General features: G+C 52.2%; 16 protein-coding genes. 11 read left to right on the top strand and 5 right to left on the bottom strand.

Annotated elements, in window-relative coordinates:
- Nucleotides 1-27: 27 nt before the first annotated feature.
- Both AC5FXY_RS11615 and AC5FXY_RS11610 read right to left on the bottom strand, forming a co-directional pair.
- On the bottom strand, nt 28-1,086 hold the full coding sequence (locus AC5FXY_RS11615) for a restriction endonuclease (protein WP_493556842.1): 1,059 nt from the start codon (nt 1,084-1,086) through the stop codon (nt 28-30).
- A 65-nt stretch (nt 1,087-1,151) separates the two neighbouring features.
- Nucleotides 1,152-2,129 carry a protein NO VEIN domain-containing protein gene (locus AC5FXY_RS11610; protein ID WP_493556841.1) on the bottom strand — a complete coding sequence of 326 codons (978 nt, stop codon included), beginning with the start codon at nt 2,127-2,129 and terminating at the stop codon, nt 1,152-1,154.
- A 201-nt stretch (nt 2,130-2,330) separates the two neighbouring features.
- Between AC5FXY_RS11610 and AC5FXY_RS11605 the strand changes: the two genes are divergently transcribed.
- The 7 genes from AC5FXY_RS11605 (at nt 2,331) to AC5FXY_RS11575 (ending at nt 13,971) form a co-directional block, all read left to right on the top strand.
- Entirely contained in the window at nt 2,331-3,518 is a 1,188-nt protein-coding gene (locus tag AC5FXY_RS11605) for a DUF4268 domain-containing protein (protein ID WP_493556840.1), read from the top strand.
- Between the two features lie 286 nt (nt 3,519-3,804).
- Nucleotides 3,805-5,526 (top strand): class I SAM-dependent DNA methyltransferase, encoded by a 1,722-nt coding sequence (locus AC5FXY_RS11600; protein WP_493556839.1) that lies wholly within the window; start codon nt 3,805-3,807, stop codon nt 5,524-5,526.
- Complete coding sequence (locus tag AC5FXY_RS11595) at nt 5,516-6,805, top strand: restriction endonuclease subunit S (RefSeq protein ID WP_493556838.1); 1,290 nt, start codon at nt 5,516-5,518, stop codon at nt 6,803-6,805. Before AC5FXY_RS11600 ends, AC5FXY_RS11595 begins: the two co-directional genes overlap by 11 nt.
- A 6-nt stretch (nt 6,806-6,811) precedes the next feature.
- On the top strand, nt 6,812-7,855 hold the full coding sequence (locus AC5FXY_RS11590) for an SIR2 family protein (protein ID WP_493556837.1): 1,044 nt from the start codon (nt 6,812-6,814) through the stop codon (nt 7,853-7,855).
- Between the two features lie 12 nt (nt 7,856-7,867).
- Nucleotides 7,868-11,098, top strand: coding sequence for a type I restriction endonuclease subunit R (locus AC5FXY_RS11585; protein WP_493556836.1), 3,231 nt, complete (start codon nt 7,868-7,870; stop codon nt 11,096-11,098).
- Nucleotides 11,099-11,686: 588 nt separating this feature from the next.
- Nucleotides 11,687-13,120 (top strand): AAA family ATPase, encoded by a 1,434-nt coding sequence (locus AC5FXY_RS11580; protein ID WP_493556835.1) that lies wholly within the window; start codon nt 11,687-11,689, stop codon nt 13,118-13,120.
- Nucleotides 13,117-13,971, top strand: a complete 855-nt coding sequence (locus AC5FXY_RS11575) for an HNH endonuclease (RefSeq protein WP_493556834.1) — start codon at nt 13,117-13,119, stop codon at nt 13,969-13,971. The genes AC5FXY_RS11580 and AC5FXY_RS11575 overlap by 4 nt, the downstream gene beginning before the upstream one ends.
- A gap of 439 nt (nt 13,972-14,410) precedes the next feature.
- Here the strand turns inward: AC5FXY_RS11575 and AC5FXY_RS11570 are convergent, their stop codons facing one another.
- Nucleotides 14,411-15,193 (bottom strand): HNH endonuclease, encoded by a 783-nt coding sequence (locus AC5FXY_RS11570; RefSeq protein ID WP_493556833.1) that lies wholly within the window; start codon nt 15,191-15,193, stop codon nt 14,411-14,413.
- Nucleotides 15,194-15,586: 393 nt separating this feature from the next.
- Between AC5FXY_RS11570 and AC5FXY_RS11565 the strand changes: the two genes are divergently transcribed.
- The 4 genes from AC5FXY_RS11565 (at nt 15,587) to AC5FXY_RS11550 (ending at nt 21,570) form a co-directional block, all read left to right on the top strand.
- Nucleotides 15,587-16,528, top strand: coding sequence for a phospholipase D-like domain-containing protein (locus tag AC5FXY_RS11565; protein ID WP_493556832.1), 942 nt, complete (start codon nt 15,587-15,589; stop codon nt 16,526-16,528).
- A 21-nt stretch (nt 16,529-16,549) separates the two neighbouring features.
- Entirely contained in the window at nt 16,550-17,737 is a 1,188-nt protein-coding gene (locus AC5FXY_RS11560) for a DUF8808 domain-containing protein (RefSeq protein ID WP_493556831.1), read from the top strand.
- Between the two features lie 3 nt (nt 17,738-17,740).
- On the top strand, nt 17,741-18,085 hold the full coding sequence (locus tag AC5FXY_RS11555; protein WP_493556830.1) for a pyrophosphohydrolase domain-containing protein: 345 nt from the start codon (nt 17,741-17,743) through the stop codon (nt 18,083-18,085).
- 893 nt (nt 18,086-18,978) lie between these two features.
- A complete protein-coding gene (locus AC5FXY_RS11550) occupies nt 18,979-21,570 on the top strand; it encodes a UvrD-helicase domain-containing protein (protein WP_493556829.1) in 2,592 nt (863 codons plus the stop codon).
- Nucleotides 21,571-22,069: 499 nt separating this feature from the next.
- Here AC5FXY_RS11550 and AC5FXY_RS11545 read toward each other — a convergent pair whose 3' ends face one another.
- Together AC5FXY_RS11545 and AC5FXY_RS11540 are read right to left on the bottom strand one after the other, a co-directional pair.
- Nucleotides 22,070-22,456: an IS1 family transposase gene (locus AC5FXY_RS11545; protein ID WP_493556828.1), complete on the bottom strand. Its 387-nt coding sequence runs from the start codon at nt 22,454-22,456 to the stop codon at nt 22,070-22,072.
- A 122-nt stretch (nt 22,457-22,578) separates the two neighbouring features.
- A complete protein-coding gene (locus AC5FXY_RS11540; protein WP_493556879.1) occupies nt 22,579-23,199 on the bottom strand; it encodes a DUF1016 N-terminal domain-containing protein in 621 nt (206 codons plus the stop codon).
- Nucleotides 23,200-23,250 lie beyond the last annotated feature (51 nt).

Below are 23,250 nucleotides of genomic sequence, written 5' to 3'. Positions count from 1 at the left end.
GTACTCACCTATGCCAAGCTGCTGCAGCTACTTGTTAAGTGCTGAGTCAAGTCCTGCCAAACCTGCCTCGAGAAGCATAGTAGCAAAGCGTTTTCCATCTATCAACTGAATGCCCGATTCTTGCGCTGCTAACTTACAGTCTTCTGCAAAGCCATCAGCTGTAGAAACAACCCAGCACACGCGAGAATAATCGCTGTCTGTTACCTCCTTGCTTTCCTTGTATGCTTTGATTTGTTCAGCTGCCCAAGAAGAAGTTTCCCTCGTGTGAAACTTTGCTTGGACATAGATGATAGTCTTAATAGGCTCGAAAGTGGCTACAACGTCTGCATCCCCTTCTTTGTCTGCTGCATTCTTCGCAGGTATCCATACATCCGAAGCTCCTACACGCTGGAAATACCATTTGATCAGCCTCTCCAACTTGTCAGGGTTTAAGCTCTGGTGCATAGCCGCAAGCACACTGGGTACACTCGCTTCAGTAATCTGGGCGTGAAGGTTGATAGGTCGGTTTTGGTTGCGAGCTGCAATAGCGTTTTCTACGCTTTGGCGCAGGTCTCCAATCCAAGCATTTGTTGACCTGATCTTCATTCTTGCAGTTAGAGCAGCATCAGCATACTGTTCTCTACTAATGCTCAAACAGACAGGTGTGACTTGCCATACAAAGCCCAGATCAATTGCTTCCGATTGTGGTGACTCATTAGTTGCGGCACGGTGTAGCAGGTTATCAGCACCTACTTCTATGATGTTATCGTGCCAGTCTTTTAAATCAGGAGCTTGTATTTGCCCAATCGGTAAAGCTTTGCTTCCAGTCAATTCGTAAACGGAGAAGTTCCCCCAACTAGGAACAACCACCCAGTCTCCTGTTTTCATTTCGTGGATAAACCGCCAAAGATTATGACGCGTTCTAGGCCTCGAGCCCCATTGTTCGTCACACATTTGCTCTAGAGCTTCCCATCCTATAAATAGTACATCATCTATAAAACTACTGGTGGAGAAATCAGAAAAGCCGATACTTAAGTAGTTGTGTTGCAGTAATGGGTAAGTGACGTCTGCGTGATGAGATATGCGGTGGAGCCAGATGTTGCTCATTGCGGATGATGATAAGAAAGGGGAACGTACAGTATGTAAAAGGCAATTTGCTTCAATACATATACTTACAACACTTCTACCCGGGCACTCACAATGTCTTCAAAACCCAACAAGAGGCCGTTCGCATCTATCCATCGGTCTAGTTCTCGTAAGTAAGTAAACACATGTAGTCGCGGAGTTGTCAATGCTTGACAAACTATGCACAGCCGGTAATTGGTAGTATCGGCTTTTAGGTGCTTATACTCATTCGGCGTAAGCTCTACTATCAACCTTGAACCAGAAAGGCCTTTTACTTCCAGCTTCAGCAGTTGCTTTTTCAACTTAGCCTCTAGGTCCCAACCCACATTGTCCTTTTCAACAGAGTCGACAGAATAGCCGAGTGCTACATAGTGCTTCTCAACTACCTCAATAGCCTTTCTCTCAACAGCTATACGCTTTAAAACGTCGGGCTGGCGCGCAGCCTTCGGCCGCTTGGTCAATACTGGAGGCAACCCTTTGTCTGTGTAATGCTGGATATAGTGTAGCACAGTTTTTACGAACGGCAGGTTATCATCAGCAAACCAAACATTGCTCTGCCCCATACCATCCTTGCCACGGGGCACTAACAATGTGCGTGCATCTGGCTCTAGGAGTCTTGCATTATTCTGGTCAGCTACCGCATGATACCCGACCTCACGTCCATGCCAACCCCACGATTTAGATCGAGTGAAGTCTAAAGGCTTGTATCCTCGATAAACGGTTGCTGACGTGTACCAGCCTACTACATAGGTTCCACCATTCATAGGATGCCGCGCTGTCCAGACCACTGTTACCTCTGAAATAGAAACGTCAGACGGGGAAGCGCCTATCCTTGATATGTTAATAGTATTACCTCGCACGGGCTGTACGTACCCGTACATTTTTCCACGATGCGGCATGAAATTGTACATTTCACCACCGCTTTCATTCTCTTCAACATACCGTCCTCCACCTTGGATTCTGTCATTATCTGAACCTGCATATCGGTTCATCCATCCTGTATTGAAGAATATAATTCCGCGCATGCTCTATCGTTTTGGCAAATATGCTTGTAATAATGTCCACTGCACTACAGAGTGCTGACGTGTCGACTCAACTCCTTTTTGAGCTGCCTGGCTGTGCTATCAAAGCTGTTGGCATGTTGGTTTTAGATGCAGCAGTAGGTAATATTATCACCTAATTTGCGTCAGACAACTAATCCTGAGTTTCAACAAAGCCTTCCACAGATGTATCTAGTCGATCGTATCCAGAAGAAGATGAGTGTTATCGAACCTGTGACGTTTGGCAGTAAAGCCTTATCCGAGCGGGCCGATTTGCAGGAGTGGTTAGTAGCTAACCCAACAGCACTTGGCGAACCACTCCTCATCATTCAAAAGGAGTTTGACGGCTTTGATGGTACCTATGAGCGTTTGGATCTACTTGCCCTTGACAAGCAATTCAACCTCGTTGTTATCGAGAACAAACTCGATGATTCCGGCCGTGATGTTACTTGGCAGGCCCTGAAATACGCTTCTTACTGTGCCGGCTTAAGTACTCAGGATATCGTACGCCTCTTCCAGTCATACCTCGACAAATACCACAAAGGGGATAAAGCGGAAGAAAAGCTCATTGAGTTTTTTGAAGGTGCTGCCTACGAAGGCCTGCTCAACCAAGCCGACAACGGTATTCGCATCTTCTTGGTAGCGGCACGTTTCCGCAAAGAGGTAACGTCTACTGTGCTGTGGTTGCTTAATTACAACGTGCGCATGCAATGTCACCAGGTAACCCTTTATCAGCTTGGTGACCAGCTGCTACTGAATGTAGAGCAGATCATTCCGCTGCGGGAAACGCAGGAATACACCATTCGCATGGCTGTAAAGGCGCAAGAGGAAGCGCAAACCAAAGCCGCCGAAGTGCACCGCCACGAGATTCGTCGCAAGTTCTGGCAGCAGCTCCTCCCGCTAATCAACCAGAGGACTGACCTTTTCTCAGGCGTAAACCCCACGCGCGACCATTGGCTGTCGGCCGGCTCCGGTGTACGCGCTGCTCCTTATTCCTTTGTCATTACCTACCGCTCAGCCTCGGTACTGCTCAACCTTTCCCGCCCTGAGCGCTGGGAGAATGTCTGGCTGTACGACCAGCTCTTTGCTCAACGCGACCAAATAGAACAAGCCTTCGGCGCCCCACTTACCTGGGATATCAAAGACGGACGAATTTCCGTCAAGATAGAATACCGCAAGGAAGACGTTAACTACTTCGACCAAACGCAGTGGCCCGCCATCATGGCTTTCCTCACCGACGCCATGGCTCGCCTAGAAGTAGCATTCAAGAAGCCCCTAGCAGCTGCTTACGCTGCCTTGGCTACAGCCAGTCCAGAGGCCGCCCTTGCTGATTTAGAGGAAACAACGCCAGTCCTGCCCGAGCTAGTCGAATAGCCCGCCATTTGCGCCGCGTAGTTAGTGGTTATGTGCTATTGCTGGGGGCATTTTCGCATCCGTCTGCGTGCCTGAAAGTTCGTCGCCATGACGACAAGTAACTATGCCCTGTTCTGTCAGGCTAGCTCATGCAGGAGAATAACTCCAATAGTGGCCTGGCCTGACAGAGCAGCTTGGAGCAGTAATTTGATACTCGGTTGTAGTGAAGCATTGTATAGCTTTACCCTCCAAACTTTGCCTTTTCAATTCAGGCCACACTTTGCAGTTATCCTTCTTTACTCCCCCAATGGCCCAACCTTCAGATAATCAGCAGTTCTTTCGCAAGCTCGACCGCGACTTGTGGAGTTCAGCCGATCAGCTCCGCTCCAACCTTGATGCTGCAGTCTACAAGCACATCGTTTTAGGCCTCATATTCTTAAAGTATGTATCCGACTCCTTCGAAGACCGCCGCACCGAACTGAGACAACAATTTCGAGACGAAAACCACGACTACTACCTAGGAGGCGATGAAGGACTTCTCGAGCAAGAGTTGGAGGTGCGCGACTACTACACCGAGAAAAACATCTTCTGGGTGCCGCCGCGAGCCCGTTGGGAATTCTTACGCGCTAATGCCAAGGTAGCTCCGGGTGAAGTTATTACGCTGCTCGATGCCACGCCTCTGATTGAGCCCAATAGCAAGTCACCCAAGTACCCCGACGGTGAACCTGAGAAGTTTAAGGGTCTCGACATCCTGCTCGACCGCGCTATGCAGGCCATAGAAGACGAGAACCCTGCCCTTAGGAACGTACTCACCAAAGACTTTGCCCGCCTGCAGCTTGATCCTGACAAGCTCGGTCGATTGCTCGATTTAGTTGCCGGCATCCCCTTTAACCACGGCGAGCTGAAGGCTAAGGACATCTTGGGCCATGTGTATGAATTCTTCCTCGGCGAGTTTGCCAGCGCCGAAGGCAAGAAGGGAGGACAGTACTACACACCTGAGTCTGTGGTTTCCCTCATTGTTGAGCTGCTCGAGCCTTACTCAGGTCGTGTGTACGACCCCTGCTGCGGTTCAGGCGGTTTCTTCGTGCAGAGTGAAAGATTCATTGAAGAACATGCCGACACCCAGACTTTCGACCACAAAGACCGCAAGAAGGCCGTAGAAGCCCGTAAGCGTCAGATTTCGGTGTACGGTCAAGAAAGCAACCCCACTACCTGGCGGCTTGCTAAGATGAATCTGGTTATTCGCAATATCGAAGCCGATATTCAGCTTGGTGATACACTGTTGCAAGACAAGTTTCCCGATCTAAAAGCCGATTTCGTGATGGCTAACCCGCCCTTCAACCTCAAGGATTGGGGCGGTGAAACCATTCGCGACGACCGCCGATGGGAATACGCAGTGCCGCCCTCCTCAAATGCCAACTTTGCTTGGATACAGCACATGCTGTATAAACTAGCACCCACCGGCCGTATGGGACTAGTGCTTTCCAATGGCTCTATGTCGTCGAACACCAACACGGAGGGCGACATCCGGCGCGCCATCGTGGAGGCCGACCAGGTGGAGTGCATGGTTGCTCTGCCCGGCCAGCTCTTCACCAACACCCAGATTCCGGCTTGTATTTGGGTGCTCAGCAAGAGTAAGGCCGCCCGCGACGGCCGCCGCGACCGCCGCGGCGAAACTCTATTCATCGACGCCCGTGAAATGGGCTATATGAAGGATAGAGTGTTGCGCGACTTCACAGATGCTGACACTAAGCAGATTGCTGATGCCTTCCACAACTGGCAGCGGGGCGTTGACTATGTGGACGTACCCGGGTTCTGCAAAAGCGCCACATTGGCCGATATTGCCGCTCACGAATATGTGCTGACGCCTGGCCGCTACGTAGAGTCTCAAGCTAAAGAACGCCAAGGTGATTCGTTTGAAGTGGTGATGCCTCAGCTAGTGACTCGCCTACGTGAGCAGTTCGCGGAGAGTGCGCGCTTGCAAGAAGAAGTAGCAAGTAAATTAAGCATCCTAGGCTATGAAATTTGAGCTTGTTCCGTTTACTGAATTGCTTTCAAAAATTATTGATAACAGAGGCAAGACTTGTCCAATAGCCGAAACAGGCATTCCGCTAATTGCGACAAACTGTGTACGCAATACGTCGCTTTATCCTTCTTATGAAAATGCACGTTACGTTTCGCAAGAAACATATGACACTTGGTTTAGAGGCCATCCAGAACCTGGTGATTTAATTTTTGTAACGAAAGGTTCACCAGGCCGCGTTTGTGTTGTACCTGATCCAATTGATTTTTGCATCGCGCAGGACATGGTAGCTGTTCGAGCTGACGAAAGCAAAGTGTACCCACACTACTTGCTTGCTGTGCTTCGCTCGGAGTACACAAAACGTGCAATTGAAAATATGCACGTTGGCACATTGATTCCTCACTTTAAAAAAGGAGACTTTAATAAACTTAAACTTCCCCTCCCAGATAGAGAAACACAGGTTACAATAGGAGGTACATATTTTACGCTTTCCGCCAAAATCGAACTAAACCGCCAACTGAACGCCACGCTAGAACAACTGGCGCGCACCCTCTTCCAATCATGGTTCGTTGATTTCGACCCTGTACGGGCCAAAGCTAGTGGCGAGCCAGAAGAAAGCATATGCCGCCGCCTCGGCCTCACGCCGGAACTGCTAGCGCTGTTCCCGGCGGCGTTGAAAGATTCAGTAATGGGTGAAATTCCAGTTGGGTGGAAAGTGAAACCGATTAGAGAATTGGCTATGATCAATAATCGGTCTTTATCTAAACAGGACTCTCTACCCTACATAGACTATGTTGAAATTGCAGAGACAAACCGTGGGAGTATTGGTTCAATCACCCGCTATGAACCAGGTCGAGAACCGAGCCGGGCCAAACGCAGGGTGAAAAACGGAGATACCGTCATTTCAACAGTTCGTCCTGACCGAGGGGCCTATTTTCTTTGTCTTGAACCTGCTCCTGAGCTTGTCGTCTCAACAGGATTTGCGGTAGTTTCACCAACAGCTGCCCCATGGAGTTTTATTTATTCTGCCCTGACTTCAGAGGATATGCTTCAATACTTAGGCCTTATTGCTGATGGGGCAGCCTATCCTACTGTTAATCCTAATGTAATTGGAAACAAAGAATTTGCCTGGCCAGATAACGAAGCTATTGTTGGTGCTTATCAAGAGTATGCTGGACCGCTTTATCTACAGAGTGAGAGTTATAGGAAAGAATCTCGCACCCTAGCTGCCCTTCGCGACGAACTGTTGCCCAAACTTTTAGCCGGCGACATTCGCCTCACTTAGCACCCCATGAAGCGGTTAAAACGCGAATTTGAGGAACAGGTGCGAGCGGACATGTTAGATGGAAATGTGTTAATTGGCGAGGTGCTAATGAGTCCGTTAGCCATTCTGCAACTTGACACCGACGCTTACAATGCCGAATACGAGCGGTGGCTCAACGAAGAGTGGTATGATCCCCGCAGGGAGAAATTAGACAGCATTTTAGCTTTAGCTCCGCACAATTTAAAAAGGTATCAGGAGCTGTGCGAGGCATTGAGGCGCCGGCAGGTAGTGCCGTTTGTAGGAGCAGGAATGTCGCGAGCATCGGGGCTGCCAGGGTGGGGTAATTTACTTGGGGCACTTCTCAACGATTCTACTTGCAGCCGGACAGAATTTCGCAGATTAATTAGACAAGGGAAATTCGAGGCCGCTGCCGATTTGCTCCGCGCTGGAATGCCGGACCCGTTGTTCAACGAGCAGCTTAACCATCTGTGCCAGGTAGCACCGGCTGTTGTTGCTGGCCCCGTGCGCCTACTACCCGCGTTGTTTCCGCAATTGGTACTCACCACCAACTTCGACCGGGTGCTTGAGTACGTGTATGAGGAGGAAGGCCCACGCATGGACCCGATCTTGTACGGCGACCTGTTAGCTACCTACCGACAGGAGCGTGACCCCAACTTAACGACACTCATCAAGCTACACGGTGACTATGCTACCGAGCGCGGCCGTGTGTTCACTACCGCCGAGTACAACGCTGCCTACACTACAAGCAGCTTGCTGCTACGAGAGTTACAGCTCGCTTCAGCGTCTAACAGTTTACTCTTCTTGGGCGCCAGCTTGGGGCCCGACCGTACCGTGGAAATACTACAAAAAGCCGTTGCGAACGATCCACATCAGCCCAAGCACTATACTTTCGAGTGCACTCCGGCTACTGAGGCCAAGCGCCGCACGCGAGAGCATTTCCTAGTAGATCGTGGAATCTATCCTATCTGGTTTCAGGTCGAAAACAATGACTTTGATGAGAATTTGGAGGCGCTTTTAGTTGGGCTGCTGAAACACATAGGCAAAATTTAACGGGCAGCTTCGATGATAAACGAATCCACTCTCGAGCAATTGGCGGGTACCTGGTTTGCCGAAACTGGTTGGCAGGTAGCCCATGGCCCCGATGTAGCCCCTGACACCCCCGACGCCTTACGTACTACCTTCCACCAAACTAGCTTGGCTAGCCACTTGCTAGCTGCCCTTCGTCGCCTCAATCCCACCTTGCCAGAGAATGTTGTGTTGGAAGTGGCCGAGCGAGTTGTTCGCGCCCAACACCCCGACCAAGTAGAAAGCAACCGGCTCTTGCATAGCTGGCTCACTGATGGGGTACCCGTAGAAGTACTTAGCACTTCAGGAGAGCTACGCGGCGACCGGGCTTGGCTTGTAGACTTCGACGACGTTGCCCAAAACGAGTGGCTTGTAATTAGCCAATTTACGGTGCAGGCCAGCCGCCGCAACCGCCGCCCCGACCTAGTAGCTTTTCTGAATGGGTTACCGGTAGCAGTCATTGAGCTGAAAAACCCGCTCGACCGAGAGGCCGATGTGTGGGCCGCCTACGAGCAGCTGCAGACCTACCGCACCGAGCTACCCGAGCTGTTTCTGGCCAACGTGGCCTTAGTAGTGTCCGATGGCAAATTTGCACGCGTAGGCTCTCTTACTGCAGACCGGGAGCGGTTCATGCCTTGGCGCACCATCCTGAATGAACACGACCAACGGCCGCTGGAGTACGAGCTAGAAACCGTAGTACGTGGCTTCTTCAACCGAGAACTGTTCCTGGACTACCTACGCCACTTTGTGCTCTACGAGCCAGGTTCAGGCGATACGCTCATTAAAAAGATAGCGGCTTATCACCAGTTCCACGCCGTACGCACCGCTGTCGATGCCACCATACTGGCCACTCAGAAACCAACCGCTACCCTGCCCATGGTCCACGACGCGCCAGCCCCTTTTGCAGGCCGTCTACCTGGCATCGAAGAAATAGAGCCTGGCTCACGTAAGGGAGGCATCGTCTGGCATACCCAAGGTTCGGGAAAAAGCATTTCCATGGCTTGTTTCGCGGGTAAGCTGCGCCAACAACCCATCATGCGCAATCCAACGCTAGTAATAGTAACCGACCGGAATGACCTGGATGGGCAGCTGTTTCAGCAGTTTGTGCACGCCCAAAGTGTACTCAAGGAAAAGCCTGTGCAGGCTTACGACCGGGAGAACCTGCGTACCCTACTTGCTGACCGTCCTTCGGGGGGCGTTTTCTTCACCACCATCCAGAAGTTCAGCCCGCTACCCGGCGAAAACACCTTCCCCAAGCTCTCCGACCGTTCCAATGTTGTCGTCATCGTCGATGAAGCTCACCGCTCCCAGTATGGCCTCAGCAGCAAGCTCGATAAGAGGACCGGCAAGTACAAAACAGGTTTCGCCAAGCACCTACGTGATGCGCTACCGCTAGCCACCTTCGTGGGCTTTACCGGAACTCCTCTCGAAACCGATGACGTAGATACACGCCAAGTCTTTGGCCCCTACGTAAGCATCTACGATATCGAGGACGCCGTACGCGACGGAGCAACCGTACCTATCTACTACGAAAGCCGATTAGCCCAACTGCATTTGGTGGAAGGTGAAGAGGTAATAGCTGAGATAAACGAGGAGGTCGAAGAAGTACTTGAGGACGAAGAAGACACAGCCCGCCGCGAAGCTGAAAAAGCCTACTGGACCAAACTTGAGAAAGTAGTTGGCTCCCAGTCCCGCCTCGACCTAGTAGCTGCCGACATTGTGCAGCACTTTGAAGCACGCTCTGCAGCGGGCAACATCGCCGGTGGCGGCAAAGCCATGATAGTAGGGATGAGCCGCGAAATCTGCGCCCGCCTTTACGAAGCCATTGTTCGATTGCGTCCCGAGTGGCACGACGACGATGTAAAGAAAGGCGCCATTAAGGTAGTAATGACCGGTTCGGCCGCCGACAAGGACTACATCAAGAAGCACGTTCACCCCGCCGGCGTGCGCAAAACCTTCGAGAAGCGCTTCAAAAACGCTGCTGACCCACTGCGACTCGTCATCGTTCGTGACATGTGGCTTACCGGCTTCGATGTGCTCAGCCTGCACACCATGTACATCGACAAGCCCATGCAGGCTCACAACCTCATGCAGGCCATTGCACGCGTAAACCGCGTCTTCAAAAACAAGTCCGGAGGCCTTATCGTCGACTACATCGGCATTGCCACTGAACTGAAACGCGCCCTCAAAACTTATACAGCCAACGGCGGCAAAGTAGGCCAGGACGGTAAGGGCGCCCCTACCATTGACCTAAACAAAGCCCTGATTGAGTTGCAGGAAGCTGTACGCGACGTCCGGTACTTGTTGCGTGGAGTTGGCTACCTTAATACCTACCTAACCAATCCGTTGCCGCTGCTCCCCAGTGTAGGCAACCACGTATTAGGACTACCTGAGACCGAGCGCAAAGAGTTCTTTGATAAAGTATTAGCTGCTACCAAAGCCTTTGCCCTCTGCAGCACCTTACCCGGTGCACAGCAACTGCGCGACGAGCTGGCTTTCTATCAAGGCCTACGTGGATTCATCACCGAAAGCACCACGCCCGAAGAAAAGTTAGACCGCGACCAGAGCCGCTACATGCTCAAGCAGCTCCTCGATCGGGCAGTGCAGCCCGCAGGCGTAGAAAGCATCTTCGCCCTGGCCGGTATGGACTCCCCAGACCTAAGCATTCTGTCCGATAAGTTTCTGGCCGAAATGCGCGACCTCCCGCAGCGCCACCTAGCCGTTGAGCTGCTGCAAAAGCTCCTGCACGACCAGATTCATGCCCGCACCCGCACCAACATTGTGCAGGAGCGCCTGTTCACCGACCGCCTTGATACCACGCTGGCTAATTACCGCAACCGCTCCATTCAAAGCGCTGACATACTAAATGAGTTAGTCCAACTAGCTCAAGACTTACGGAATGCCGACAACCGGGGCGAATCACTAGGATTGAGTACCGCCGAGCTAGCTTTCTATGACGCCCTAGCGGACAATGGCAGTGCCACAGAAATATTGGGCGACGAAATGCTGCGCAAAATTGCCGCCGAGCTACTCGACAAAATTAGGCGTAACGCAGGCATCGACTGGCAAAAGCGGGAAAGCGTTCGAGCGCGTCTGCGCAATCTGGTACGTATCACGCTCCGGCGCTACCAATACCCGCCCGACAAGCAGGAAAACGCCATTACTCTCGTCCTTGAGCAAGCGGAGAGGCTGTCAGATGTTATAAGTGCCTCTGAAGTTGAGGTATAAGCATACGCGTCATATCCTGAATGAATGGCGGCTCTTTGAATTTGTTGGCAATGACTCAAGTAGGCTGACGCGTGGCGTTGTAGAGTCGTATGGCTTTTTTAACCACGCCTTAACGGCCTGGCGTGAGACGTCGAAAATGCAGGGGAACCCGCGCAGGCTCGTGAGTTCTTGGTAGACGCGCAGGGCTTTGCCTTTGCGCGCTTCCGAGTACGCGCTGCAGCCAAGCGCACTGCGACGCGGGCGCCAGCAGGTACATCAGTGGTACGCTGCTAATGGTTCGCCGCCACGCTGCTCTAATACATGGTTCCTGCGCCGCGGTAATAACAAGTTTGCATCTGCTGATATACGTGTGTAAGCGGAGTTGAGCCACTAGTCAAAATAGACCTTACTATAGAACAATAGATTGGCGCTACCTAACTATGAAGGCAGCGGAGGACGCTTATATTTGGTTCGAAAACACCAGGAATCCTGCTTTGCTCAGCCTTTCATTATAAAGCATAAAAGAATAAAAGACATATGAAGTTCTACAAAGTTACTTATCCCAGCAAATTTCCTTTGCAAGATGTAGAATATCCATGTTGCATCTTGATGACTAACTCTTGGAATGATTATGGATTTAGAACTCTGTTCAATATCTCAATTTATAGTGCTAGTAAGATTAGACTTATGCGTGATGAAGTAAAAATATTACAGGAAAATATTTCGGATGCACTCTTTGGCTCCTACATAGAGACAGATATACCCGACCAATTTACAGTTTTAAGTAATGACTACTGTTCATTAGGGCAAACTGTGTCGTTTTACGAAGCCTTACATGGTGCCGGATTTGATATTTATGATCCAATATTGAGAGGCTTGCGTGATGTGGTTTATGATCCCAATATCGCTCCGCATTTTCAAGAAATGCCTGGTTTTAAATTATCATTGATTAGGTTCAGTGACGCAGAAAAGGCGTATAGGGAATCAGGTGCGTTGTTTAGAGCCGTTGACAATGAAAGGATATTTAAATTCAACTTTAAATGTCGGATACCAGGTGCTTTGGCAGATCATTCTGTTAATTTTGACTTCACTGAACATCCGACAGGCTTGCATCGGATTACTGTCATCATAGGTCGAAATGGAACTGGCAAAACTCAATTTTTAGCTGAATTTGCTTTGGCAATGAGCGGTTTGGGCTCAAAAGAAAGTTCATCGTCGTTCAGTCCAAGGCGTCCAAGCTTTAGCGAGGTAATAGCTGTGTCATATAGTGTTTTTGACGAATTTGCTAGACCCAATTCACAAACATTCAGTTACACCTACTGTGGGATAAGAGCTCCTAATGAGTCTATTGACATAAATGGCGCGCTTTCTAGAGCAGAGAAACGAAATGAGCGTTTCTTAACCCAGAAACAACTGAGAAAAAAATTGCAGGACTCCGCTAAACTAATTGCAAACCTAGATCGGAGCGACACTTGGGTTTCTGTACTTAACGTTCTGCTAGAAGGAGTATATACCCATGAAAAAACCAAGGATGATTATTTTGAGTTTTCATTCTACGACAGATTGAGTTCAGGCCAACGGATTCTAGTTAATATAATCACTGATATAATAGCAAATATATCACCACAAACAATTATACTTTTTGATGAGCCTGAAAATCATCTTCATCCAGAAGCATTCTCTTCATTGATTAGAGCTTTTAACAAAATACTTGTCAAGTATGATTCTTATGCCATAATCGCTACACATGCGCCTTTGCTATTGCAAGAAACTTTAAGTAGGCAAGTACGAGTTTTTGAAAGAGCAGGAAACAGGCCAAAAATTTCTATGCTTAGCATAGAATGTTTTGGAGAAAATCTAACAGCAATTACTCACGAAGTCTTTGCAATGCAAGGGTCTGCAAATAACTTTATATCATATTTAAAGGAGTTAAGTGAAGAAAGAAATGTTGAGCAAGTTGAGTCGTTATTTCCGTTAGGATTACCTTTGCAAGCAGAAACGTATTTACAAGCGTTAAAAGACTATCCTTCTTCTGTCATATGAGGAACCTATTCCCTCTTTCAAATACCTGTATTTCATATTATGATGATATAATACTGAGTAAGGTCCCTCCTAGAGATAAAATATTATCAGATTTGCGTAACAGAATAATTGCATTATATCAAAGCTACGAATCCAATACTTCCACCCTTAATTTATTAAGGCCGGCAAAGTTTTTACCACATGAAGAAGAAGCTTTGAGGCATTGCTATACAAGTTCAGCTTCAGGGTTAGAAAAACTTAAGTTTCATATCGAATCTTTACAAGATGAGCAGGATCCTTGTGCTGCTGCTATTTGCCAGTATTGCAATTTAAATTTTAGACCAAGGAGTATTGATCATTACCTACCCAAAGAATTGTTTGCTGAGTTTTCCGCTTTATCAATAAATTTACTTCCATGTTGCTTAGATTGCAATAATTTGAAAGGACAAGCATGGTTGACAGATACCGGAGAGCGTCGAATAATTAATTTTTATTATGACTCATTGCCTGCTAGACAGTTTCTATTTGCAAATACTAACATTATAAATGGGAAAGCTTCTTTTGACTTTTATCTAAGCGCAAATTCTGCTGACTTTTGCGGAATGGAAACAATCATCAAAGAACATTTTAATAAGTTGGAACTTTTGGCGCGTTATGCAAAAGCATCCGCGTTAGCTATTGCCGAGGAGAAGAACAACATGAATAGTGTCAGGGATAAGCGTCTTCTCGCTAGTGCTGTTGCTTCAGCCAATAGAGCTTTGAAGAAAAAAATCATCTCTACTAGCACGAATTTTTCGCCAAACTACTGGAAAGTAGCACTTTACCAAAGCATGGTTGCAAACCCTGACGTCTTAGAATGGTGCTTAATATAAAAATAGAGCCTGTTGTGCATTTGGTAATAGGGCAAACCAACACTAACCAGTAAGTTGCGTCGGGAGCTTCTAGGTTACCGCTGTATTATGGTTCTGGCACCAGCTCAACACGGTTGTCAATGCGCTGCGCGACCTAGACGAGTTCAAATGCGTCATCAAGCCGCTGCAGTGTTCCTCAGAGGCATTTTTTCCACGACACGTAAAGTTTAACCTTGGTCATATTAGCTCCTTGACATAGTCGGGCTCGATGTGGTAGGCCTTGTGATTGACTAACTTCGTCAGCATGAGGTCCAACCAAGTTGCTTGATTAACTTTAAACAAGCGGGCAGAATTCTTAAGCAAGAGGTTCCGATAATTAAAAGTTATCGGAACCTATTACATCAAAGATGGGGTACACGCCGTAGCTGAACTTCACCCTTGCGCTGCGCAAGACCAGCTGTCACTGTCCTAGCCACCTCGTTCGGTGCCATTCCAGAAACCGCGGATCAGGCAGGAAGCGCGGCTTCTTGGGCAAGCGCAGCGACTGCTTATGGTACTGCCCCAGCAGCGCCCCCGCAGCGGCCGCATCCAGTCGGTTACCCGCCCGCACGGCGGGCGCCACTTCAATCACGTAATCACCGGGCCGAATGGTGAACAAGCCCAACTCAAAAGCCCGGTCGTGCAGCGCGTTCAAGGCAAGTCCATTGCGCGGGTTAAGTCGGTTAGCCTCATCTTCCGCCCAAGGTTTGATGTGCCCCGCCACCAGCAGCGCGGGCTGGCGCAACCCCGTCACGCAGCAGGTATTGTCATACGCCGCCATAACCGTCTTGCGGAAGAACTGCTGATTGACGCGCACCTTTACTAGCTGCTCTTTTACCCGCCCCGCCGGCACCGGCGGCAGTGGCTCGTACTCCGCCGCCACTTCTTCCAACGTCAAATGCTGCGCCTCCGCCAGCAGCTGCTCGCTCTCCAACGCCTTGCCCGACCAGTCAGCATAAAACTCCTTCCATACCTGCCGGTCCAGGTGACTGGCGTTGCTCATGCCCGCCTGGGATAAGCCCGGGTCCAGGCTGGCGAAGTTCACCAGCTTCAACGCCACCGAGCTAGGCGTACGCTCCAATAAACCAGCCAGCTTGATGATGGCCGGATTACCCTTGTGCAGCTGCCCAAAAGGCAGCTTGCAGTAAAGGTTAATCGCCATCAATAATTCGTCGCGCGTCCAGAGCCGTTGACCTGCTTTCATGCGAGCGAAACTACGCGTTAGTTGTCGAGCGAAAAGTACAACTAACTCAATTGCGTCCTAAGCTCGGCTGTGTAACTTACCCGCCCTTTTGCCTTTATCCTTCCCCCTGAACTTTGCTTAAAGCACTACTCTTAGCCAGTTCGCTCCTCGTTAGCAGCTTTTCCTCCTCCGTTCCGTTAAGCCTCCCAGCCAATTACCATGCTACCGCTGCCGCGGTGTATGTCTGCATGAGTAAGTCGTCCGTGGCTTACCACGCCACCGATAACTGCTCGGGCCTCAACCGGTGCACCCACGAAGTACGCAGCATGTCCGTTAGTGCTGCCCAGGAGCTAGGGAAACGAGCCTGCCACAAGTGCTATTGATATCCGCAGACTGCCCCACTGCTCCAGCTGAATGAAGATCATCCAGTCCCACGACGTTCAAAGCAAACTGATGAACGTCATCCTGACCGCCAAGAAAGAGCTGGTCATCGTTTCGCCCTACGTCAACCTTACCTATACCAAGCAAGTATCCGCCGCCCTGGTTGCGGCCCGCAACAAAGGCGTCAAAATCGATTTTTACATTCGCGACGAGCCCAGCAATGCGGTGAGCAAAGAGCAGGTACTGAGCATGGACATCACCCCCCGGCTCATTCCTAACCTTCACGCCAAGCTCTATTTCAACGAAACCACGGGCATCATTGCGTCGCTGAATCTGCTCAGCAGTTCTATAGGCAACTCCATTGAAATTGGCGGCCAATTGGAAACTCCAGAAGAACTCGAAGAGCTGCGCCTGTTCGTTGCGCAGTTCATAGCTCCTCATGACAACACCCGTCCCCCTGTCGTCGCCACGCAGGCACCCGTTGCTGCTCCTGCAGCCCAAACGACGCTATCTTCAGAAGACCGGTATATCAGTCATGCCCGCTTTGCGACGGCTCTCATGAAATTTATTGATGCCCGTTCGCCCAAGCAGATGTTCGACTCCTGGCGGAGCGACGTCGAGCCGGGCAAGGATGGAAGCTTATTGACCATACGGGCTGTCGGCAATACCATCATGCTGGTGACGGATGAGCCTACCCGCACAGTGCGGCTGCACGCCATTGTATCCGGACGGGAAGCCGAGCGCTTTCCAATCAAGGTGAGCAAGCACTTCACATCCCCAACCTTAAGCTATAACGTCCATCCGGCCGACGACACCCCACTATTTAAGTACAACACCATCCGGGCCTTACTAAAGCAGCCTCTCTCGAGCCTCGATCTGGATAACTTACCGCTACCCGAGAAGAAGAACCTCCTTTTTGATATAGCCGACTTCGTCATTGCCACTGCGGATTACAAGCAGGATTACCGCGTGTGATGATTTTCAACATTCATATTCGTGCTAGCTCATTCCCATCATGCGTCCCTCGCATCAGGCGAGCAGACTATTGCCACCATCCTCAAGCACGATAAGAAGACCAACAGCTACAAAATAGCCTTGCTGCGGGCCATCAACGACTTGTCCCTGCTTTACCCCGGCTTGGTGCGAGCAGGCCAAGCCGTAGCCGTGCCGCTCTCGCGCCTAGCGGAGCTCTGGACCGCCTACTACTGGCCCTTCGCCGACGCCGACCAGCCCATCTACCAGGGCGCCCGCGCCGTGGTCAGTGGCCAGCTCCGCAACGACATAGCCTTTCGCCCGGCCCTGACGGAGCTCCGTCAGGAGTGGCAGCGCACCGTGCAGTTGCCTGCCCAAACCGCCGACGGCTTCTTCCTGCTCACGGAGATGCGCACGCCGCGCCGCCGTGCCACCTACGCCCGCGAGCTGCAGCAAGCCTACGCCCAAGCCGTAGCCGCTGCGGCCAAGGCCTTGCTCATGCCCATCCGCTACGCCGGCCCGGGCGTATGGTGCATCTTCGCCAAACCCGTGCGTTTCGATCAGCTGCCGCCGCACGTTCACCCGTTGCCCGGCACCAACCCCCAGGATGCCTGCCTGGTTGTGCCAGCTACGCTGTGGGAAGCCTTCCACCGCCTCTCGCTCTACGTCGAAGCCCTCTGCCTCCACGAGTGGAGCCTCTTCACCGAAACCGTCACCCAAGACGCCGGCCACGTTGTCACCCGGGGCCAGGTCTACACCCTGCTCACTGCCCGCCCCGACAACCGCCGACCCCTCACTTGGGAGCGGAACCAGGTCGACATCCTGCTCCACGAAAACGTGCGCTTCACCTGCCCCTGGACGCAGAAGCCCCTGACACAGCCTCAGCACTACGACCTCGACCACCTGCTCCCGCTCACGGTCTACCCCGTCAACGAGCTCTGGAACCTGCTCCCGGTCGACCGCCAGTTCAACCAGCACACCAAACGCGACCGGGTACCCGACGCCCAGCGCCTATCCGCCGCCGAGCCCCTGTTGGCCCAGGCCTACGCCACCTACCAGCAGTCCGCTACGTTGCGCCAGGTCATGCTCGAAGACGCCACCCTGCGTTTTGTGGGACTGACACCCGGCCACGACTTTCCCACCCAACTAGCGCAGCGAGCTACCCTATTCATCAACGACGTGGCCAACGCCCGTTACGTCCAACGCTTCTAACTCATGCAGTACCACAAGCTCATCCGTGACCGTATTCCCGCCATCATAGCCCAGTCCGGCCGCGCTTGCCACACGGAAATTATGAGCGAGGAAGAGTTTCGCCAGGCCCTGCGCGAGAAGTTGGTTGAGGAGGCCCGGGAAGTCGAAGCTGCTTCACCAGACGAGCTACCGACTGAATTAGCCGACGTCTTGGAGGTATTCGAGTCCTTGCTCAACGCTCACGGCCTCGACATGGCCGCCGTGCAACGGCTTCAGCAACAACGACGTGCCGAACGGGGCGGGTTTACGGCTCGGCTGCGGCTGTTGGAAGTGCAGTCCTCTCCTTCCGACGACAACCAAACAGCCTAATGAATGGCATTGTAGTGCCGATTCATTCACTAGTAGCTATAGCTAAGTGACGCCGATTCACCTCTCGTTCATCCTGCCAACCAGGCACCTGATATCGGTACTGAATTGTACTCAAGATAGCGTTTATGGTATACTGTAGTAAGTAAACTTTATCGGATCCTAGATAAATGTGATTAATGTAATCCTACTAGACTCAATAGACCAGACAAGCGCAGGTCGACGGTGCTCGACAAAGAGTGCAGTTGCGGATGGTCTCGCAGATGTACACCGGGATGCGAATGGTCATCAGCTAGTGAGAGACTGAAGCACCACAAGTATGAATGGGCAACTGGGTTCCGAAAATGCTTTAATGGCAACAAGTAAATCCCCAAACCGAAGCCCATGATTCGTTTTTGAACCTGTTAAGCTCTACATTCGAGCTACCCTTACGGCGTGACTTAAATCACATAACTGTTTGTTGGGTCCGTGTTTCGGCTGGTAGGCTTGCACCAAGCGCCCCTGGCCTGCAGCCGACTGTACTTATCCTTTCGTTGCGCCATATAGTCGACAATTACTTGCCCTTCATGCGGTCTATTGCTGTTGCCGCGTTGCTATTGCTGAGCACGCCCATACCCTCCTTACTTGCTCAAAGCGACGTAAACGAGGAAACTGCCTCAACCACTATTTACCTGTGTCAAAGCAAGCGGAGCGCTGCTTATCACACTAACCGCTTGTGCGTGGGGCTGAATGAATGTTCAAGAAGCATTCGGAAAAGCACCAGGGCGAAGGCGCGGAAACTGGGCCGCCGCCTCTGCCGCCTGCAGGACTGCCGACCTGCCCCTCCCTCACCGGATTCGGAGGCCGCAGTAGCACCATCATCCGGGAATTATGCGCTGGTCGCCTCCACCGTGGGATTGGCCAGCCTCCTACTTGGTTTATTCGGGTTTCGGCAGGTCGCTACCCGCAACAAACGACGGGATCGCAGCTCCCAGCTGCGCGTTGCCCTAGTAGGTATTGAGCAGGCGGAAGCGGAGTTCAGGTTGCTCACCAACCCTGCCGCCGGCTATTTAACCCACAGCCGCCTTGGTGAGTGGAAAAACAGGCACGTAGGTCTGCATAAGGAAGTACAAACTGCCTTGGTTGGCTCTAATGATTTGACCGCGGCGGAACAGGGTGTCATCAACGACTTTATCCAGCACCAGGAGCAGGGCGAGCCGCAGCGTCAGGCGTTCAATGCCCATGTCATTGCGCAGGAGCTGCAGCAGTACGACTATTTATTCAGCCACGTGGAGGGCCGCAGCCTCGACCAGCAGCAGCGAGCGGCCATTGTCAGCGATGAGGACAACAGCCTGATTATCGCCGGCGCCGGTTCGGGTAAGACCACCACCATCATCGGTAAGGTGAAATACGTGCTAGATCGCTACGGAACCGCGCCCGGTAACGTATTGCTTATCTCGTTTACCAATATGTCGGCTACGACGCTGGCCGATCGCATCGGCGTGGCCGGCATTGAGCCCCGGACCTTCCACAAGTTTGGTAAAGACATCATATGCGCCGTGGAAGGAAAACAACCATCACTTTACGACGAGAGCCAGTTTCCGGCGTTTATCAGCGCTACCTTCAACGCGTTGATGCAGGAGCCGGCGTACGCCGAGCAGGTAACCTCCTACTTTTTGCAAAACCTTAAGCCCGTAAAAGCTTGGGATGAGTTTAACAACCAGGGCGACTACATCCAGCACCTGAAGGACAATAACTTCCGCTCCTACAAGCGCATCCCGCGTCAGCACAACGGCAAACTCACCTACCGGCAGGAGGTGGTTAAAAGCGTGGAGGAATGCCACATCGCCAATTTCCTGCTCTTCAACGGGGTTGAGTACGAATACGAGGCGCCCTACCCGCACGAGACGGCGACCCTAAACCATGCGCAATGGAAGCCGGATTTTACGATTCGGCAGGGAAACAAAACTGTCTACCTAGAGCACTTCGGCGTAGACCGGGAGGGCAATGTGCCGCACTTCTTCGCCCACCCAGGGCAGCCCCTGGAAGTGGCTCGCAACCGGTACCAGCGCAAAATGGCCTGGGCCCGACAAACGAGCGATCAGCACCGGACCGTGCTGCTAGAATCGTATAGCTACGAGATGTTTGAGGGCACCCTCTTTGCCAACCTACAGGCCCGGCTGGAGCAGCACGGCATTGTGCTCCGGCCCAAAAGCCCCGAAGCTAAATGGGAGATCATTAGCGCCGCGGCCGAAGAAGAAGTCAACAGCTTTACCTCCCTGCTGCAAACCTTTATCACGCTGCTCAAGTCCAACAACTACACGGTAGCGGATGTGCAGCGCCGAATTCAAGCCAGCCACAAGGCGCAGCGGCAGCGAAATCAAAAGTTTCTGGCGCTCGTACAGCCCGTATTCGAACGCTACGAGCAGATGCTGGCCAAACGCCGGGAGATTGACTTCAGCGATCTAATCAACAAAGCAACGGCCTACCTGCGGTCCGGCGCCTATCAAAAGACGTTTGATTACGTCATCATCGACGAATTCCAGGACATCTCCCAAAGCCGTTACCAACTCATCAAAGCCGTTAAGGACCAGAGCCCGCAGTGCAAGCTGTTCTGCGTGGGGGACGACTGGCAATCCATATACCGCTTCGCCGGCAGCGACCTTTCCCTGTTCCGGGATTTCGAACAGTACTTCGGCCATACCCTGAAGTCACGAATTGAAACCACCTACCGGTTTCACGAGCCGCTCATTAGCGAATCGAGCCGTTTTATCACTAAGAATCCTAACCAGACGCCCAAAGCACTGCGCAGCGGTAGTCCGGGTCGGCGCACGGACTACCATATTGTGTACCACAGCGCCGTGGAACAGGACGACACGGACGCGCTGAAGCGCATCCTCGACGGGCTAATCGCTTCGGAGCCCCACCTCGAGCAAAAAGAGATCCTGGTGTTGGGCCGGTATGCCTTTGATCGCCATCGCATCAAAAACCGGTGCAAGTCCTTCGGCTTCAACGAGCAGACCGGCACGCTAACCTACGCCTACCAAAGCCCGCAGGGTACACCGGCCGTCTTGCACCTGCCTTTTCTCACCGTGCACAAGTCCAAGGGCCTGGAGGGTGATATTGTCATCATCCTAAACTGCAACTCCGGCAAGTTTGGCTTTCCGTCCGAAATGTCGGACGATCCTGTCCTCGGACTTTTGCTAAGTGAGGCGGACCAGTACGAAAACGGCGAGGAGCGGCGGCTTTTTTACGTGGCCCTTACCCGTGCCAAACAGCAGGTGATCCTGGTTGCGGATCCCGCTTACAAGTCCAAGTTCATTGCTGAGCTGGAAGCAAACTCTCCGCAGGCCGCCGTGCGCAAGTGCCCGCGTTGCCGGACGGCCGATCTAGTCACGCGCCGGTCGCTTTCGACCGGGCGGCAGTTCTACGGCTGCGTCAATTATGCGTACGGTTGCCAGCACCGGGAAATGATTGCTTCAACTCTCGCTTCTGCTGGTGCTTGCTAGCAGCATGGCGCTGGCGTGCTTCTTTGGCAGAAACGGATCCTTTCCGGCGTGAAAAAGACGACAGGCCAATTGGCTTGGCTTAGTGGCAGTTCCGGCAAGCCCTCTTGCCTAAGTCCTGCGCTTCCCGCAGCGTAATCGCTCGCACTTTTCGGGAGCAAAGGTTTAGTCCGGTACACTTGCTGCTGGTATGATACGTGCCGGACGACTTGCTCATGCACAGGTAAACGGGCTTGGCAACAACTCGATTAGAGCTGGTGGTGAGATTGTTAACTCCGATTGCTGGTAAGACGTGCAGTAAGGTGCAGGCTAGCAGTAGGGTATGTATCATAGCAAAAGAAAGGCTAAGCAGGAATTACTGCGCCAACAGCTATCCGAAAATTTATTAAATCGGTGAATGTAGCTCGGCAGTAATACTAAACACAATGCTACGTCATTCCAGCCGCTGTGAAGCAAGGGTAAAGAGCTTATCTTACTCCCGAGCATGATTTTTGGTAGTGGCTCAGGTAGGCTGACGAGTGCGGTTGTAGTCGTGTAAGAACAGGTGTACGCCTGCGTCGAGCAGCTTCAAAGAGCAGGAGAAGGATAAGGATTTGCGCACCCGCCGGCCGAGGCGGGCGTGCAGCGTGGCGTTGAGCCGCTCGACGTGGTTGGTGGTGCCGCGGCACGTCGCCGGTGGGTGCTGGCGCCACGGAATGACGCAGGTGTACGCCTCCCACAAGTCGGTGTAGCACCAAGCGCGGCGGTATTCTGGCGGTAGGCGGCGCCACAGCTTGCGGGCGGTGCGCTTGCCGCGGCAGCCCAACACGTAGGCCACGACATGGCGCGTACGCCGGCACAGGGCCAGCCAGAGCCACACTTTGAGGCTGAGACGTTCGACAACGAGCACCTATCGTCCAGTTCGAAGCAGAACCCGCGGCGGGGCTCCATCAGGAAGGTCTGCAAGTGGTCGATGATGGCCTGCTCCAGCTCGCTTTCGCTGTAGCTCGCCCGCTGCTCCAAGCCGAGAAGCTAGAGCACGTATGGGTTCCTGACGATGTCATCGGGCCGCAGTGGGTGTGCGCCCGCGTGCCGGACCAGCACCGCCTCCTTGTCGGAGGACAAACCTGTTCGCTCGTACAAAACTGAATCGATGGCCCGCTCGAGCTCTCGAACCGACCAGTTGTTTTTCACCACCTGTACCTCGTAAAACGCCCGTTGTAGCGGAGTGTCCAGGGCTAGTGAATCGATAAAATGCGAAAAGCTCAACCGCTGCAGCAACGCCGGGTCCGCAGGGTACTTCTGCGACTGGTTCGGCAATTGGTCAGACAGTGTCTGACTAATTGCCGGCAGCGCGTGACCCGCCGCCTGCAGAGCCGCCGCTTGGGAATGCAACAGCGCAGGGTACGCGTGGTAAAGCTGCCGGCACAACTTCAGGTTGGTAGGCGAAAGTCCGCAGACGCGGCGAACGCGTAATTCGCGGGCGAGTTGAAGGATAAGCTGGCCGCCGTAGACGGCCCGGTCCTGCCCGTGCTGCTCGTACTGCTCGTACTCCACCAAGTAGTAGCCCACCAGCCAATTGTGGGCGGTAAGCCAGTGATTAACCTGATGCAGAGCGGCCCGCTGCGCGGCCGCATGTACGCGGTAAACGATCCGCTAAAGCGATAAATGAATCGGGTATTGCCTACTAAGAAACAGCATCGA

Source organism: Hymenobacter sp. FMD4, assembly GCF_058932745.1.
Note: the sequence above shows the minus strand (reverse complement) of the source record. Positions and strands in the feature narration are given on the sequence as shown.

Excerpts from the sequence above, each read along its gene's own strand:
- AC5FXY_RS11570 (WP_493556833.1), bottom strand. The coding sequence starts at position 15,193 with ATGAAAGCAGGTCAACGGCTCTGGACGCGCGACGAATTATTGATGGCG.
- AC5FXY_RS11615 (WP_493556842.1), bottom strand. The coding sequence starts at position 1,086 with ATGAGCAACATCTGGCTCCACCGCATATCTCATCACGCAGACGTCACT.
- AC5FXY_RS11600 (WP_493556839.1), top strand. The coding sequence starts at position 3,805 with ATGGCCCAACCTTCAGATAATCAGCAGTTCTTTCGCAAGCTCGACCGC.
- AC5FXY_RS11610 (WP_493556841.1), bottom strand. The coding sequence starts at position 2,129 with ATGCGCGGAATTATATTCTTCAATACAGGATGGATGAACCGATATGCA.
- AC5FXY_RS11565 (WP_493556832.1), top strand. The coding sequence starts at position 15,587 with ATGAAGATCATCCAGTCCCACGACGTTCAAAGCAAACTGATGAACGTC.
- AC5FXY_RS11580 (WP_493556835.1), top strand. The coding sequence starts at position 11,687 with ATGACTAACTCTTGGAATGATTATGGATTTAGAACTCTGTTCAATATC.
- AC5FXY_RS11595 (WP_493556838.1), top strand. The coding sequence starts at position 5,516 with ATGAAATTTGAGCTTGTTCCGTTTACTGAATTGCTTTCAAAAATTATT.
- AC5FXY_RS11555 (WP_493556830.1), top strand. The coding sequence starts at position 17,741 with ATGCAGTACCACAAGCTCATCCGTGACCGTATTCCCGCCATCATAGCC.
- AC5FXY_RS11590 (WP_493556837.1), top strand. The coding sequence starts at position 6,812 with ATGAAGCGGTTAAAACGCGAATTTGAGGAACAGGTGCGAGCGGACATG.
- AC5FXY_RS11575 (WP_493556834.1), top strand. The coding sequence starts at position 13,117 with ATGAGGAACCTATTCCCTCTTTCAAATACCTGTATTTCATATTATGAT.
- AC5FXY_RS11585 (WP_493556836.1), top strand. The coding sequence starts at position 7,868 with ATGATAAACGAATCCACTCTCGAGCAATTGGCGGGTACCTGGTTTGCC.
- AC5FXY_RS11605 (WP_493556840.1), top strand. The coding sequence starts at position 2,331 with ATGTATCTAGTCGATCGTATCCAGAAGAAGATGAGTGTTATCGAACCT.